At 54.9% G+C, this 15,130-nt stretch carries 15 protein-coding genes; 5 read left to right on the top strand and 10 right to left on the bottom strand.

Going from position 1 to position 15,130, the window contains the following annotated elements; translation table 11 throughout:
• Positions 1–44: 44 nt before the first annotated feature.
• The 5 genes from WKI47_RS07965 to WKI47_RS07945 form a co-directional block, all read right to left on the bottom strand.
• Complete coding sequence (locus WKI47_RS07965) at positions 45–656, bottom strand: ECF transporter S component (protein WP_340226622.1); 612 nt, start codon at positions 654–656, stop codon at positions 45–47.
• 378 nt (positions 657–1,034) lie between these two features.
• A complete protein-coding gene (locus WKI47_RS07960) occupies positions 1,035–2,012 on the bottom strand; it encodes an SDR family NAD(P)-dependent oxidoreductase (protein ID WP_340226621.1) in 978 nt (325 codons plus the stop codon).
• 483 nt (positions 2,013–2,495) lie between these two features.
• A complete protein-coding gene (locus tag WKI47_RS07955) occupies positions 2,496–3,281 on the bottom strand; it encodes an AraC family transcriptional regulator (protein WP_340226620.1) in 786 nt (261 codons plus the stop codon).
• Positions 3,282–3,354: 73 nt separating this feature from the next.
• Positions 3,355–4,044: a MarR family winged helix-turn-helix transcriptional regulator gene (locus WKI47_RS07950; RefSeq protein WP_340226619.1), complete on the bottom strand. Its 690-nt coding sequence runs from the start codon at positions 4,042–4,044 to the stop codon at positions 3,355–3,357.
• Between the two features lie 68 nt (positions 4,045–4,112).
• Complete coding sequence (locus tag WKI47_RS07945) at positions 4,113–4,334, bottom strand: hypothetical protein (protein ID WP_340226618.1); 222 nt, start codon at positions 4,332–4,334, stop codon at positions 4,113–4,115.
• Positions 4,335–4,567: 233 nt separating this feature from the next.
• On the opposite strand from WKI47_RS07945, the gene WKI47_RS07940 reads away from it, so the two are divergent.
• Positions 4,568–5,560 carry a BadF/BadG/BcrA/BcrD ATPase family protein gene (locus tag WKI47_RS07940; RefSeq protein ID WP_340226617.1) on the top strand — a complete coding sequence of 331 codons (993 nt, stop codon included), beginning with the start codon at positions 4,568–4,570 and terminating at the stop codon, positions 5,558–5,560.
• 169 nt (positions 5,561–5,729) lie between these two features.
• Here the strand turns inward: WKI47_RS07940 and WKI47_RS07935 are convergent, their stop codons facing one another.
• Positions 5,730–6,596: an MBL fold metallo-hydrolase gene (locus WKI47_RS07935; RefSeq protein WP_340226616.1), complete on the bottom strand. Its 867-nt coding sequence runs from the start codon at positions 6,594–6,596 to the stop codon at positions 5,730–5,732.
• Between the two features lie 212 nt (positions 6,597–6,808).
• Here WKI47_RS07935 and WKI47_RS07930 point away from each other — a divergent pair, with 212 nt between their 5' ends.
• From WKI47_RS07930 to WKI47_RS07920, 3 genes are all read left to right on the top strand, one after another.
• Positions 6,809–8,020: a PQQ-dependent sugar dehydrogenase gene (locus WKI47_RS07930; protein ID WP_340226615.1), complete on the top strand. Its 1,212-nt coding sequence runs from the start codon at positions 6,809–6,811 to the stop codon at positions 8,018–8,020.
• An 87-nt stretch (positions 8,021–8,107) separates the two neighbouring features.
• A complete protein-coding gene (locus WKI47_RS07925) occupies positions 8,108–9,340 on the top strand; it encodes a PQQ-dependent sugar dehydrogenase (protein ID WP_340226614.1) in 1,233 nt (410 codons plus the stop codon).
• Positions 9,341–9,775: 435 nt separating this feature from the next.
• Entirely contained in the window at positions 9,776–10,897 is a 1,122-nt protein-coding gene (locus tag WKI47_RS07920; RefSeq protein WP_340226613.1) for an undecaprenyldiphospho-muramoylpentapeptide beta-N-acetylglucosaminyltransferase, read from the top strand.
• Positions 10,898–11,250: 353 nt separating this feature from the next.
• On the opposite strand, the gene WKI47_RS07915 is transcribed toward WKI47_RS07920, so the two are convergent.
• From WKI47_RS07915 to WKI47_RS07900, 4 genes are read right to left on the bottom strand one after another with little or no spacing between them, the layout of a single operon-like run.
• Positions 11,251–12,267, bottom strand: coding sequence for an ADP-ribosylglycohydrolase family protein (locus WKI47_RS07915; RefSeq protein WP_340226612.1), 1,017 nt, complete (start codon positions 12,265–12,267; stop codon positions 11,251–11,253).
• A 10-nt stretch (positions 12,268–12,277) separates the two neighbouring features.
• A complete protein-coding gene (locus WKI47_RS07910; protein ID WP_340226611.1) occupies positions 12,278–12,760 on the bottom strand; it encodes a YfbM family protein in 483 nt (160 codons plus the stop codon).
• A gap of 21 nt (positions 12,761–12,781) precedes the next feature.
• Positions 12,782–13,252, bottom strand: coding sequence for a YfbM family protein (locus WKI47_RS07905; protein ID WP_340226610.1), 471 nt, complete (start codon positions 13,250–13,252; stop codon positions 12,782–12,784).
• A gap of 43 nt (positions 13,253–13,295) precedes the next feature.
• Positions 13,296–13,418 carry a hypothetical protein gene (locus WKI47_RS07900; RefSeq protein ID WP_340226609.1) on the bottom strand — a complete coding sequence of 41 codons (123 nt, stop codon included), beginning with the start codon at positions 13,416–13,418 and terminating at the stop codon, positions 13,296–13,298.
• Positions 13,419–13,643: 225 nt separating this feature from the next.
• Here WKI47_RS07900 and WKI47_RS07895 point away from each other — a divergent pair, with 225 nt between their 5' ends.
• Positions 13,644–14,954 carry an aminotransferase class I/II-fold pyridoxal phosphate-dependent enzyme gene (locus WKI47_RS07895; RefSeq protein WP_340226608.1) on the top strand — a complete coding sequence of 437 codons (1,311 nt, stop codon included), beginning with the start codon at positions 13,644–13,646 and terminating at the stop codon, positions 14,952–14,954.
• Positions 14,955–15,130: the final 176 nt, after the last annotated feature.

The raw sequence follows: 15,130 nt of genomic DNA, 5'->3' as shown, positions 1-15,130 counted from the left end.
CCCGATTTCCCGCATGCACGATTCACGTTTTCGCATACGCACGTTCAACCGTCCAACGCGTCGTATTCTTTGCGGTCGACCGGGCGCAGCGATTGGGTTACGCCCGCTTTTTCCAGCAGCTTCGCCAACCCGTACATCAGCAGACCCGCGATCACGAAAGCGCTGACGGCGCGCAGCGAGTATTTGAGCAGGATCAGCCAGGTCGCGTATTCCGCCACGTAGCCATAGTAAATATCCGCCAGCAACGATCCCGCCGCAGCGGCGACGCCTGCGAGCCCGGCCACCACGGCGCTCGTGTTGCGGTAACGGAACGCCGCGAACACCAGCTCGGCCGCAAGACCTTGCACCACGCTGTACAGCAACAGTTGAACGCCGTAGGCGCTGCCGAACGCGATCTCCAGATGCGCGGCCGCAATCTCCGCGATCAGGGCGACGCCCGGCTTGCGAATCAACAGAAACGCCAGTGTCGAAGCCGCGAACCACATGCCGTATACCAGCTCGTCCGACTGCACGAACAGCAGTCCGGCGATGCTCGATATCGAAGCCCATACGTGATAAACGACGCCCAGCACCAGCGAGACCACCACCGTTACCAACACGTCGGTCAGCGTTAATCCTTTGCGGCGCGAAGCCGCGGTTGAACCTTTTGCACTCATCTTTGTCGTTCTCCCCGCTTTTTGAAATACAGTCTTCGCGATCCGATCAGTTGGGGCTGGCGGACCGGCGAAGACCGCTTGTTTTCCTGCGCTAACGAACGATGGTTCGACCGATGTACTCGGCAGCCGCGAACGACAAAAAACGGCTTTCTGGCATAAAAAATGCGCAGAAAGCCGTTAGTTTCACGGACGGATACGAATTCTCTACGCTGGCATGACCCAGATCAGATTAACGGTCAGAAGCGGATTGTTCGGCTTCAGTCTCAGCCCGGCTACCCCGGACCCCCGTATCGTTATGCAGTTGCTTTTTACCCTACACCGTTTTGTTCGGAGACGCAACCCTGAATTTTCGGCGCTTACGGCGTGTCTTAAAACTCTCTAATTCTTCATGCCGCGCCGCAAAATTCGCAGCATGATCGCCTGTACGAGCCGAAACGGCAATCTTTTTTTCAACGCCACCAGCAAAGCCGCCCCGCGCGGAAGCACGTAACGGAAACGTCCATGCCCTTTTTTTCCGAGTGCCAAGTCTGCCGCCAATCTTGCCACGACCCTCGGATCGCCGCCACCTTCCGCGCTGGCGCGCGACATGTCCAGCATCCGGTTCAACGTCGCTTCGTTCGGCGAGCCGTCGGTCCGATGGATGCCGGCAAAGCCTTTTTCCCAAATATCCGTTTTGTACGAAGCCGGTTCCAGCACATACGTGCGAATCCCGTAAGGCGCCGTTTCCAAAGCCAACGATTCGCTGAATCCTTCTATCGCGAACTTCGACGACACGTAAGGGCCGTACCCCGGCAAGCCGATCGCCCCGCTGACACTGCTCATCTGAATGATGCACCCGCTGCGCGCCTCGCGCATATGCGGAACGACCGCCCCGGTCATCGCGATCAGGCCGAACACGTTGACCGCGAACTGCTCGCGCCAGCCCTCCATCGGCACTTCCCCGACGAAGCCGCCCATCGCCATGCCTGCGTTATTGACCAAAATATCGATGCGGCCGAACCTGTCCATCACGGCTTTTACCGCTTCCTGCACCCGATTGTCGTCGCATACGTCGAGCGTAACCGGACGAATCAGGCTCGACACCGGACCGTTCCCGAGCGCTTCCAACTCTCCCGCGAAACGAAGCTCCGCCGTATGGTGACTCCCGCCTTTTTCCCGATCCGCTTCCGCGGCCGCCGCGATCAATTTTCCCGCCGCTTCCGGCCGTCTCATGCCTGCTACCACAAGCACGCCGGCTTTCGCCAGTTCCATGCCGATATGTAATCCGAACCCGCTCGATGTGCCCGTCACGATTGCGACTTTCGGCACCCGGTCGCTTGGCTCCAGGCTCCGCGACTTTGCTTCTGTTCCCGCCATTCCGGTTCCTCCGTTCCCCTACTGCCCACGCTCCCATTGTAGCAGGTACGTCGCGACTTTTCGAAAAGGCTTTGATCCGTCAAACAGCAAACAGCCTTTCGGCGAATTTTTCGCTAAAAGGCTGTTTTTATGTACACTCCCGGCGCACTCTTTGTCCAAACAAGGGAGGCGCGCTGCGCATACGTTGCTCGTTACACATCTATGGTCGAATCATTATAGGCATCCGTAAGGGTTCTTAGAACCACAACTCGCTTTGTTCGGCAGCTTTTACGCGGCGCAGACGATTGCGGAAGATGGCACTGCCCCCGGTGCGTCCTGCTCCGCTGCGAATCCGTCTTTTATTAAACATTTCGGCTCCTCCTTCCTCATCCCGGCGCTCTGGCGTCTCGGGAATGAAAGCTAACGAGTGTTTACCCGACTGCGTCAATTCTCAAACAGGCGGGCAGGCGAAATGAAAAATTTAAAATGAATCGGCGCGTGGACTCAGCGGATTTCCGAAGGACTTTTACCCGTGTATTGCTTGAACTGCCGGCTGAAGAAAAAGATATCGCGATACCCCAGCGCTTCGGCGACCTCAGTCACGTTCATGCCCGCATGGCCCAATAGATGCTGCGCGCGTTCGATTCGCATGCTGATAATATACGACTGCACCGAAGCGCCGACCAACTCTTTGAATTTGGCGGAAAAGTATCTCGGCGACAATCCCGCGCGCGCCGCAAGATCCTCCACCCGGTGAGCCAGACTCGGATGCTGACGCACATAATTGGCCGCCTCCTGTACCACCTCGTACAGATGATTGCTTCCCCGGCGTTCCGTCGGTTCTTCCCGATCGCCGCGCAGCAATTGGATCATCATTTGCTTCAGCAGAAGCTTGGCTTCCTCTTCCGCACCGTACGTCTCGCTCAAGAACAGACGCACATAACGGGATAGCAAATATTCGAAGTCGACCGTCTCTCCCAACACACGATAAGCATGCGGAATCTCCGACGTCTCGCCTTCGATATTAAAATGGATATACGTCAACACAAGCGGCTTTTGCGGATTATGCGTCGCGCTTGTATGGTCACCCGGACGGAACAGAAAACAGCTTCCTTTGCCAATCTCATGCGGCTGATCGTTCAGCAGCAACTGGCCTTCTCCGCTCCATACGTAGAAAAGGTCATAATTCTGGAGCGGCTGCTCACGTCTTTGCCATTTCCAGCCCGGTTCGCAAGCAATTTTCGCAACATAGGGTGTTAAAATAAAAGAGGACGGCGGCACGTTCAACAACGGCACCCGCTCCTTTCCGCATATAAAATGGTAGAGCATGTATCCACCACGGGCGTACATGTCGAATGTAGAATCACTCAGTTTCCCGGTCTGCGGACGGCTCTTCTTCCAAGCTCCGCTTCGCATCCTGCTCGGCGCTCTCCTCATAGGTCCAGAGTGAGACCTGGCCCGCAGGCCCCGTGCTTTCTTTTGGCTCGGAAAAAGATTCTTCTAACTTCGCGCTTGCCTGCGGCGATTCTGCACGGTTATGCTTGTTTTCAAAGTCCGGTTCTTGAGCTTCGGCAGCAATCAAGCGATTATAATAGTCGTGAATATAAGGGCGGCGACCGCCTTTTTGCACGAAGCGCCAATCCTTTTCCACGTTAAGCCTGACGCGGTACAGCATATCCAGAAGCTGGGCCGTCTCGTCCGGAGACAGTCCGCGAAGCGAAGACTCATCCGAATATTCGCCTTCGTCTTGAATAAATAAATAAGCGGACTTTCCTGTCTCTGTCGGATAGACCCGCTTGTCCTTGCGCAGATTTGGAGCTTCCCGCAACACGATCAGTCCTTCGTCCTCCAGCTTTTGCAGCGCGCGCGAAGCGGCGGCTCGCTTGACTTTCAAGCGGTCCGGCACCGTTCCGGCAGGCTCGCCGGGATTCTCGCATATGAACGTCAAATACAAATGCAACCCGCGCGACAGCTTAAGATGCTTGAATTCGATGCTGCTGATCGCTTCCGAACAGCGCGCAATCGCCTCGACTTCGCGAAGCACTTCCTTCACGACGCAGACCTCCTTCATCAGCGAAATAGGACTCTATCCATATCCTCCAAACATCCATTCCCATTATATCAGAAAGAAGGTCGTATCATGCAATTTCGGCTGCCGCAGATTTGAGCGTAGCGAGAGCTGGCCTCATACCGAAATTTCTGCGTAGCTTTGTTCAAGCCGTGGCGGCGAATCGTTTCCTGGGCGAGACGATTCGCCGCCACGGCTCCTTCCGGCTTCATCGGCTTTTCCGATTCAAGTCCATCGTGTTCGGCGGCATGCACTGCCCATGTGTCCAGATTCATTTTAGTCTCCTTTCTGCTTGCCGTCTTTTGTAAATGTGTGCAAAAGATCAACATTGGAACGCGTGTGAACGGTCGGCGCAGACCGCTCTGACGCAATCTTCCCGAAAGCCAAAAATCCCGGAAGTTTTTTCGCTGAAGTTGATTTGGGGACGGGCAAGTTTGATGAATACGGAGCGAGCGGTTACAATTCGAATCATTAGAGCTTGTGTTCATCCATTTTGAGGAGGCTTTTCATGCTGGAGAAAATCAATGCCGATTCCGTGGTTGCGGGTGTCGATATGGGCGGAACGAATGTACGGATCATCATCGCCGATCTTGCCGGGCGGGTACGGGCTTTTATAAAAAAAGAAACGGACGAGCTTCCTCGCAAACGGACGGATATGACTCCGCTTGCCGAGCTGATGCACGAAGCGATCCGTGAAGTGGGGTGCGAGCCGGACGATATCGCTTTTCTGGCGGTTGGAATCGCAGGTCTCGATGACGAAACGGACAAGCCGTGGGCGGAGCGCGTTGCCGAAGGCTTTGGGCTTTCCTGTCCGAGCCGGGTAGTGAACGACGCCGTTATTGCGCATCGCGGCGCACTGGCCGGAGGTCCCGGAATCCTGGTCGCTTCCGGCACGGGTTCGATCCTGCTGGCGCATACCGAACATGGAAAATGGCTGCGGAATTATGATTTCGGCCACTACGCCGCCAGCGCCGCGCGTTTTCTGGCTTATCAGGCCGTGTACGACGTGCTGGCCGGACGGGAAAGTCCTGGCGACGGCGTGCTCGTACGCGATATGCTGCGATTTTTCCGTACGCCGAATTTACGTGACTTGACCGAGGCCGCCAGTCGAAGCTTCAGCCTGGATCGCGAACGGCGGGACCGGCTGTTTGGCATGTTCGCGCCTATTGTCACCCGGGAAGCCGAAGCCGGATCGCCGATTGCGGTGCGCGTCTGCGATGATGCCGTGCGGCAAATCGGCGTCGGAGCCGATCTGCTCGCTTCCTTTTTCGCGGGACCGGATATTCCGATCTCACAGACCGGTAGCGTAGCCAGCAGCGATTATTTCCTGAACGCTTTGCAAGAGTTGGCATGCGCCCAGCCCGGTCGGCGTTTTGTCTGGACAGAGCCGCGCTTGACGCCCGCCGCAGGCGCAGTCTTGATTGCTTATGAATCGCTGGGATTGTCCTTCGGAGACAGCATGGCCGAAGCTTTGGAAAGCAGTCCGGACGCCCGTCTTTGATTGCCATAAGAACCTGTTCATCTCCAAAGCGGACTCATGCACAAGATACTTACATGAAACGATTCGCTCTTTTGAGGAGTCTATCAAGCCTATATACAGCAAAAAGGCCATGCCCGGCGTCGCTATAGCGCGAGCCGACATGGCCTTTTCCCACCTCATAATTTCGATTCTATTTGTCTAACCCGTTCATGAAATACTGGATCGCTTCCGCCAAATCTTCCGGCAAAGCCTCGCCCTCGGCCAATCCCAGCTCCGCGCGCAGATCGTGCTCGACCGCTTCCGGGTTCCGTCCATGCCGCAGCACCTGACGGGCCAATAGCTCATACCGGCGCACATCGCCGTAAAACTCTTCGCGCGACATCGGACGTCCGTGCGATTCGACCAGCACATTCGCTCCGTACGCGAACACGGTGTCGAGCAGCGCAAGGAACTTGCCCGTCGTATATTTCATGGGACCGCCGTAGACGGACTGCGCAAGCGCGTCGCCGAGGAACAGCGTCCCTTCTTCTTTCACGTAGACGACGCACGAATCTTCCGCATGATCGCCGCCGACGTAACGGATTTCGCAGGTCAGCCCGCCCAGATGCACGTCGATAAAACGCTCGAACACGATATTCGGTTCTTCGACGCGTATCCGGGTCAAATCTCCTTCGTATTCGGCCAACATATCGTTTTGGGTACGCCCGCTGATTGTGCCTTCGGCAACCAAACGTTCTACCGTGTCGGCGTTCCATTTCAATTCCGCGAACCCGCGCAAAATTTCGGCCGTCTTTTTCTGGGCGATGGTCGGCAGACTCCATTCGGCCAGGCCGAAAGAGTGATCCCAGTGATGATGCGTCAGCACCATCACGTCGGGCGGGCGTACGCCTTCTTTTTCCAAATATTCACGAAAAGCAGCCGCATGTGCCGCAGAATTGCCTCCGTCGATCAGCAGCGTCCGACTGTGTCCCACCACCGCGGCCAACATCGGACGATCCGTATCGTGTTCGGCATGCATCACATAAATATGTTCACTAATCCGTTCGAATTCAGACATTATGCTCAACCTCCAACCTACGATTTAAAGAAAAAACTCCAGCGCCTTGTTTTGAAAAGCACCCTGCTTTATTTTACCATTGACCAGCGGAACAACCAATCACCCTCGCCAAAAATTGCCGAACGAATACGCCGAGCCAAAGGATTGTCGGTTGGTACTGCCTTTGTCGGGTAAAAACACCTATATCCGAATGCGCGAAGGAGGAAAAGTCTGTGCCTATAAAATGGAATAGAAAAAACTTAGCCGCACCGCTGCTCGTCTTGTCACTGGCCGCCTGCTCCGGTCAAACCGGCGCTCCCGTCGGTGCTGTGCCGGATGCCCAGTCTCCCGTGCAAACCCCCAATGCCGGAAACGATTCGGTTGAAGATCCATTAAGCAACGATACCTCCGCAGAACCGGAAAAGAAGGAAACTTCGGCATCTGCCGACATTTCCAGTATCACGGATGGATTATCGGGAGAAGTGGACACGGTGACCGACAATCTGGATACGCCGTGGGAGATTCAATTCGATGGCGATACGATTTATATGACGCTGCGGGGCGGCTCGATCGCGAAGGTGGAAAATGGCGAACAAACCGAGCAGCCGATCGCGTTAAGCCCGGAAGTGTTGGAGGAAGGCGAAGGCGGGCTGTTGGGCTTTGCGCTGGCACCGGACTTTGCTCAGTCGCGCATTGCGTATGTCTATCATACTTACGGAGAAGGCAGCGGTATTCACAATCGGGTCATTCAGATCGAAGAAGCCGCAGACGGCGCAAGCTGGAACGAGACGGCCGTGCTGCTGGACGATATTCCGGGTGCGCGTGTGCATGACGGCGGACGGATTGCTTTTGGACCTGACGGCATGCTCTACGTGACGACCGGCGATGCACAGGATGAAAGCTCCTCGCAGGACACCGGAAGCGTAGCAGGTAAAATTTTGCGCATGACACCCGACGGGAAAGTTCCGCAGGACAATCCGATCGAAGGCTCTCTCGTCTACTCATACGGACATCGCAACTCGCAAGGCATCGACTGGCTGGAGGACGGCACGATGTATGCTTCCGAGCACGGGCCAAGCGGCAATCCCGGCGGACATGACGAAATGAACAAGATCGAACCCGGCAACAACTACGGCTGGCCGGACGTGATAGGCGACGAGAGCGGCGAAGGGTTCACTCCTCCCCTGTATCACACCGGAGAAACGGCGATCGCGCCTTCCGGAATCGCAGCGACGCCGGACGGCAAGCTATTGGTCGCGAACCTGAGAGGAGAAAGTCTCACCGTGTTCGATCCGCAAAACGGCGAGATGGCCGAATTGCTCGGCGGCGTCGGGCGTATTCGCGATGTGGCTGTGCAGGACGGACAAATCTATATCCTTACGAACAATACGGACGGACGCGGTTCGCCTGGCGCAGACGATGATAAATTGCTTATTTTACGATAACCTATAAAAAAACCTCCTTTCTGCTTCGAAAACGATTAAGTCCATGCCCACAGGGTAAAAATGGAAAAAGAAGGAGGGGAGATTGACATGCCTATGCTGAATACGAAAGGAAAAGCATTGACCGTCGCCGTGCTGTTAGCCGTACCGATCTCGATTTATGCAGCGGATCAGCGCGAACATGAGCAAACCGTCGTCCAGCAGACCGAGTCTTCCTGGGAAGGACCGAAACTGCTGGCAGCGGCACCGAGTACATCGGGCGGATCGACGGCAAGCGCATCTGCTGCCGGAGTGGTGCCCGTACGGATTGCCGCAGCTTCGCTGACCGATTCGTTGCAAGGCGGATACGATGTCGCAGCAACCCAACTCAAGGTTCCGTGGTCGATGCAGTTTAACGGAGATACGGTCTACATCACGCAGCGCGGAGGCGGCATCGTCGAAGTGAAGAACGGCAAGCAGACGGTTCAGGAGCTTCGTACCAAAAAAGCGCTGCGCGTCGTCGGCGAAGCCGGACTGACCGGGTTTGTGCTCGACGCCGACTTTGCGAAAAATAAGTACGCGTATGTCTACCATGCTTACGAGGAAAAAGGAAAAGCGTTGAACCGGATCGTCAAAGTCAAGTTGGTCAACGGCGTCTGGCGCGAGCAAAAAGAGCTGCTGGCCGGCATTCCGGGCGGGCGGATTCACGAAGGCGGACGTCTCGCGATCGGTCCCGACGGCATGCTGTACAGCACCGCCGGAGACGCCAATCAACGCGAGCTGTCGCAAAATCTGTCCAGCTACGGCGGCAAGGTGCTGCGCATCACCACAAGCGGCGCAGTTCCGAAAGACAATCCGTTCAAAAATTCCTATGTATACGCCTACGGCCTGCGCAATTCCCAAGGATTGGCGTGGACTTCCAGCGGTACGCTGTATGCGTCCGACCACGGTCCGAGCGGCGCTCCGATTCCGGGCGGCGGCACGGACCGAACGGGACTGGACGAGATCAACGTGATCAAGCCGGGCGGCAACTACGGTTGGCCGACCATTCAGGGAACCCAGACGGCGCCGGGACTGATTCCGCCTTATTACGTTGTCGGCCCGCAAGCGATCGCGCCTTCGGGGATCGCCGCAACGCCGGACAATAAGGTTTTGGTCGCCACGCTGGCCGGGCAAAGCCTGAAACAATTCGACCCGATCGCCAAAACGATGACCGACGTATTGACGGGCGAAGGACGTATCCGGGACGTGGCGGTGCATGACGGCAAAATCTACGTGCTAACCAACAACACGTCGGGCGGCTCGGCCGGAGCGGACGACGATCGGCTGCTGATTTTGAAGTAACGCGCGAACATTTTTAAAACGGCAAAAGAAGTCGATCGACTGTAGCAAAAAATGTTGCGTATGTCCCCTATTTTTCGCTATACGCGCATGATTCGGATAAAATGTTGCAGACATCCATCTATTTCGCTCTTTTTCCGATGATTCGTAGGAAATGAGCGCAAAATGGTGGACGTTCGCAACATTTTTTCGTTCAAAAGGCTTGGAGTGTCAAAAATGATGGAGATCTGCAACCTATTATAAGGGGCGAAGCTCTGACGTTGCGAAGATTTGGTTTTGGGCTTTGGGCAGCGTTCTTCCCGAATTTCGCGCTTTTCGTTTTCCGTGCGGCCTCTTGGTTTTTCCGTCTTCCGGTCGTACAATAGAGCTTGCGTGCTATGGCAGCTTTTTGCCAGGTTCGTCGAATTCACCGTTTCAGTCAAAGGAGATTTTCAAATCATGATTTCTCATTCGCAACCCTATACATCCACGTCCGCCCAGACCGCCGAAGCTTCCAAACGAATCGTGTTGACCGGAGGCGGTTCGGCCGGACACGTCGCGGTCAACTTGGCGCTTATTCCGGAACTTCGCGAACAAGGCTGGGCGATTGATTATATCGGTTCGGAGACAGGCATCGAAAAAGAACTGGTCGAAGGATTACCCGGCGTCTCCTACCACGCCATTGCCACGGGTAAGCTGCGGCGTTATTTTTCGTTGCAAAATTTCTCCGATCCTTTCCGTATTTTGAAAGGAGTCGGGCAATCCGGCCGATTGATCCGTCGACTGAAGCCCTCCGTGGTCTTTTCCAAAGGCGGTTTCGTATCGGTTCCTGTCGTGCTCGGCGCATGGATGAACCGCGTCCCTGCACTGATTCACGAATCGGACTACTCTCCCGGCTTGGCCAACAAGCTCGCGCTTCCTTTTGCAGCCGCGCTGTGCACCACGTTCCCGGAAACGGCTTCCGCAGTCAAAACAGGCAAAGCCGTGCAAATCGGTTCTGTCGTTCGTCCCGAATTAAAAGAAGGCGAAGCCTCCCGGGGTCTGGAACTGCTTGGGTTCGACGGCGAAAAGCCTATCCTGCTAGCTGCCGGCGGGAGTCTGGGCTCACGTGCGCTGAATGCGAATTTGCGCCGGAATCTGGATACGCTGCTGGAGCGCTTTGATATCGTGCATCTTTGCGGGAAAAAGGGACTCGACGATTCGCTGAAAGACCGGCACGGGTATCGGCAGTTTGAATATGTGAACGAAGGCATGGCTGATATTTTGGCGGCAGCCGATATCGTGTTCAGCCGAGCCGGATCGAACGCGATCTTCGAATATCTGGCGCTCGGCAAGCCGATGCTGCTGTGTCCGCTTGGACGGAAGCAAAGCCGCGGCGATCAGATTTTGAACGCCGATTCGTTTGTCCGTGCGGGTTATGCGGAGACGATCGATGAAGAGCATTGGGATGACGAGCGGTTCGTGAGCAAGCTTGAGGAATTATACAGCAAGCGGAATCGGTATATTGCGCGGATGCGTACGGCGGAGGAAGGGGAGCCGTTGAAGCTGTTGTTGAGGGAGATCGCGAAGGTGGCGGGGTGACGATGCGAGCGTTTGGGCGACGCTGCGGGAGAAATTCGATCCAAATGCTGTCTCACGAAAAAAGCTTTCAGCTTTCCTCGTTCAAAGGCGTTTTGATCTGAATTTCTCCCTCCGCTGGTGCGCATGTTCGCGATTGGGGTGGAGTAAGGAAAGAGATTTAAAAAAGGCTGTTTCCAACGATAGGGTTGGAAACAGCTTTTTTGGGTTTGTTTTAGTTTGGTGGGTAGGCGGCTGTTCATTTTTGCGGATAAGCAACAATGATTGGCGGTTAGGCTCGGATCTCTTTTCGTCTTTGCGTTGTTCTTTTCGTTCTTGTTTGCTACTTTGTTCTTTTCGCTTTACTTTTGCTTTTTCTAAGCTTGCTTCAGCAATGCCGCCTCGAATTTGGACGTTAGTTCGCGCAGTTCGTCCAGCTTGGCGATTTGGGATAGCCATTCGGAGGGGATGGAAGGTTCGCCGTACAGGATGCCCGCCAGGCCGCCGGCTACGGCTGCGGTGGTGTCGGTGTCTTCGCCCAGATTGACGGCTTTTAGGGCGGCTTCGCGATAGTTGTCTGTCGTGAGCAGACACCATAGAGCGGCTTCTAGCGTATCGACGACGTAGCCGCTTGAGCGGATTTCGTCTCTTTTTAAATCAGCCAACCCACCGTTCATGATCCGTTCGAAAGTATGCAGCTCGGCGTGTTCAGCGTAGCGTTCGTTGATCGATGTCACGGTTTCCCGATAAGCATTTTCCGCAGATCCTCCTTCCAATAGCTTTAATACCATTTCCACGTAGATCTGACAGGCCAATAGAGAGCGAGGGTGTCTGTGGGTGATGGATGAGACTTCATTGACGAGACGTTCGCGTTCCGCGGCTTCCATGTTGCGCGTGTAAAAAGCCATCGGCAGGATACGCATCAGCGAGCCGTTGCCGTTGGATTGTTCGTGGGTAAGTCCTGCAAATTTAGCCCAAACGGCTTCGGTCCGATAACGTTCCAGCGCTTCGCGGGTGGCGTTGCCGATATCGAATAGCTCATTGTACGGGGTCATATACCCATGCGTCAGCCACCGGACAAAACGGCCTGCCAGATCTTCGGTATCACACTCGCCCTGCAAAGCCAGACTTTCTACCGTACACCAGGTCATCGTGCTGTCATCCGACCATGTGCCCGGGGGCTGATTGTACGTGCCATAGCCCAACATGTCCGTAACCGGGTTTCGATCCAGAGCGCTTCTGGACCGAAACTCAACCGGAACGCCCAAAGCATCAGCTACAGTCAGGCCGAGCAGCGCACCGCTTAGACGATCCATCGCAATCTTTTCATGACCCGATTGATGTTTTTGTTCGTTGTTAAATTTATTGCTTGAGTTACCGTTTGAATCGTGCATCTTGTCCTCCTTACATCACGTAGATTAGCATTCCTTCACCTTTGTCTGCCGCTTCGGCATAATAGGTTTTCAATGGCCCATAGTATCCCAACAAATAATCCAGTTCGCCGCCGTCGTTCCAGTCCGGAGCAGGATAGACACCCGCCTCATTCATCTCATCCGGGGAAAAGCCTTCGGCCAGCTCTTGGTCTCCGATTTCTTTTAACGCCTGAGCGACAGCTTGGACCTGCTCGGGTTGGAGGTAGCGCACGACCACCTCTTCGTCTTCACTGTCGTTGATCGGTTGACCTCCCATTAGAACGTCGAACAAGGGTCCTTCGCCTTCCCACGCATCGCCACACAGCAGGTAATGGATGCCATGCCAGGCTTTGTCGAGGTCCAGCGCTTCTCCGGCTTCATCACTGTGCAGAAAGTCCTCTACGCTCGCCGTGCCTTCGAGTAGCGCGTTAAGCAGCTCTACCGGTATCCTTTTCAAATATCCGATCATGCCCATGCGGTACGGCCTCCTTGTGATCTAAAATGAATACAGCAGCATCCCTTCGCCATTCTCGGCCGCGGCTTGATAATAAGCCCTCAATGCCCGGTAACGCTCCAGCAAATGATCCAGTTCGCCGGGAGCGCTCCAATCCGCCGACGGATACACGCCCTCCTCGTTCATTCGCCGGGGGTTGAACCCTGCCGTCAGCTCCTCTTCCGACTTGGCCTTTAGCGCCTGCGCGACTTCGCGGGTCTGTTGCGCACTCAGCGATCGCACCAGTTCTTCTGCATGCTCCAATGGACGCCCGCCCATTAACGCATTGAACAAAGGACCTGTTCCCGTCAATGCGCCATCACAGATCAAATCATGCAATCCATACCAGGAGCGGCCAAGGTCGAGTGCTTCCTTGCCTCCTTCGAACAAATACCCGTCCGGATCTCCGTTTCCCTCGATCATCTCCAGTAACTTGTTTTCGGATACGGCTTTTAGTTGCATCGTTACGCCCATCGTCCTTTCCCCCTTCTTCGCGCAGCTTATGTAGGTTTGAACTTCAACCTTTATTGTACATGGTTTTGTACACGCCAAGCGATTGGCTTGAATCGTGTCCACCTATCGTAGACTCCTGCCAAAAGAACTTATCCAACCACGAATAGTCGATCTGCTTCCTGTTCAAGCCCCATTCTCCTATCCCGCTACTTTCCGCACAAATAGTTGACATGGAATCAAAATCATTCGGAAATGTCAACCGTTCACAGGAGAAGGACAACATGAAACGATTTCGGCAAAAAATGTGTCGACACGAACGAAAACCCTTAAAAAATCCGGGCATTTTCCGTGACGTGCCCATGTGAGGATGCTATAATTGACGCAATTCTGTTTGGAAGGATGAAGACGCGCAATGAACCCTATGGCTGAACAATGGAACGAGAAGATCAAAGCGGGAAACGCGCATGTCCACGACATGTTGTCGGGACTCGGCCGGGAGATCTACTTCCCGAAGGAAGGCATTTTGAGCCAGTCCGCCGAGGCGACGGCACACGCCAAAAAGTATAACGCCACGATCGGCATCGCGACCGAGAACGGCGGACCGATGCATTTGAACGTGATTCAGGATAAACTGTCGGCTTACAATCCAAAAGATCTGTACGGCTATGCGCCTCCTGCGGGCAAGCCGGAGCTGCGATCGGCATGGCGCGAGAAAATGATTCGCGAAAACCCTTCGCTTGAAGGCAAATCGTTCGGCAATCCGATCGCGACCAACGCGTTGACGCATGGTCTGAGTATCGTAGCCGATTTGTTTGCCGATGCGGGTGACGCGGTCGTTTATCCGGACAAAAACTGGGAGAACTACGAGCTGACCTTCGGCATCCGTCGCGGTGCGAAGATCGTCAACTACGAGCTGTTCACCACGGATATGAAATTCAACGCCGATGCTTTCCGCAAGGCATTGCTGGAGCAAAAAGAAGCGGGCAAAGCGATCGTGCCGCTCAACTTCCCGAACAACCCGACCGGTTACACGCCAAGCGTCGAGGAAGGCGATCAGATTATCAAGGTTCTGCTGGAAGCGGCAGACGCCGGCATCAATCTCGTCGTCGTGAGCGACGATGCTTACTTCGGCCTGTTCTTCGAGGATTCGCTGCACGAGTCGCTGTTCGGCAAACTTGCCGGCCTGCATCCGCGTATTTTGCCGGTCAAGATCGACGGCGCGACGAAGGAAGAGTTTGTCTGGGGCTTCCGCGTAGGCTTTATCACTTTTGCTTCGGATAACGCCGACGTGCTGGCCGGCCTGGAGCAGAAAACGATGGGCATCATCCGCGCGACGATCTCCAGCGGCCCTCACCCTTCGCAGACCTTCGTGCTGGAAGCGTTGAAAGCCACAGAATTCGAAGCACAGAAGCATGAGAAATTCCTGATTATGAAAGGCCGCGCCAACAAGGTCAAAGACCTGCTCGACAGTGGCAAGTATCCGGGCGTCTGGACCTACTATCCGTTCAACTCCGGTTACTTCATGTGCCTAAAGCTGAACGAAGGCATCCCAGCCGAGACATTGCGTCAGCATCTGCTGCGCGAATACGGCGTCGGCACCATCGCGCTGGGCGAGACCGATCTGCGCATTGCATTCTCCTGTATTGCGGAAGAGAATCTGGAAGATCTGTTCGATCTTGTGCATCAAGGGGCGAAGGAAGTACAGTCGGCCAAAAGCGAGTAGTCGATTGTGCAAGACGAAAGCCATAAAGCGATCTATGAAGCCATCTATGGAATGTTAAAAAACGCCGTTGGAGCAAAAGCTCTTTCGGCGTTTTTGTGTATGCACGATTTTTAGTTTATGCGCGAAAAGAAAATGTGGACGAAAAGTCAGTATTTTTCTGTGAAATATCGTGAAGA

This window comes from Saccharibacillus sacchari, assembly GCF_037722395.1.
Classification (GTDB): Bacteria; Bacillota; Bacilli; order Paenibacillales; family Paenibacillaceae; genus Saccharibacillus; species Saccharibacillus sacchari_A.
This window is presented reverse-complemented; position numbering and strand designations above follow the sequence as displayed.

Bases quoted from the DNA above. Each gene is read 5' to 3' on its own strand.
- WKI47_RS07965 (WP_340226622.1), bottom strand. From the start codon at position 656: ATGAGTGCAAAAGGTTCAACCGCGGCTTCGCGCCGCAAAGGATTAACG.
- WKI47_RS07960 (WP_340226621.1), bottom strand. From the start codon at position 2,012: ATGGCGGGAACAGAAGCAAAGTCGCGGAGCCTGGAGCCAAGCGACCGG.
- WKI47_RS07945 (WP_340226618.1), bottom strand. From the start codon at position 4,334: ATGAATCTGGACACATGGGCAGTGCATGCCGCCGAACACGATGGACTT.
- WKI47_RS07940 (WP_340226617.1), top strand. From the start codon at position 4,568: ATGCTGGAGAAAATCAATGCCGATTCCGTGGTTGCGGGTGTCGATATG.
- WKI47_RS07935 (WP_340226616.1), bottom strand. From the start codon at position 6,596: ATGTCTGAATTCGAACGGATTAGTGAACATATTTATGTGATGCATGCC.
- WKI47_RS07925 (WP_340226614.1), top strand. From the start codon at position 8,108: ATGCCTATGCTGAATACGAAAGGAAAAGCATTGACCGTCGCCGTGCTG.
- WKI47_RS07920 (WP_340226613.1), top strand. From the start codon at position 9,776: ATGATTTCTCATTCGCAACCCTATACATCCACGTCCGCCCAGACCGCC.
- WKI47_RS07915 (WP_340226612.1), bottom strand. From the start codon at position 12,267: ATGCACGATTCAAACGGTAACTCAAGCAATAAATTTAACAACGAACAA.
- WKI47_RS07910 (WP_340226611.1), bottom strand. From the start codon at position 12,760: ATGGGCATGATCGGATATTTGAAAAGGATACCGGTAGAGCTGCTTAAC.
- WKI47_RS07905 (WP_340226610.1), bottom strand. From the start codon at position 13,252: ATGGGCGTAACGATGCAACTAAAAGCCGTATCCGAAAACAAGTTACTG.
- WKI47_RS07895 (WP_340226608.1), top strand. From the start codon at position 13,644: ATGAACCCTATGGCTGAACAATGGAACGAGAAGATCAAAGCGGGAAAC.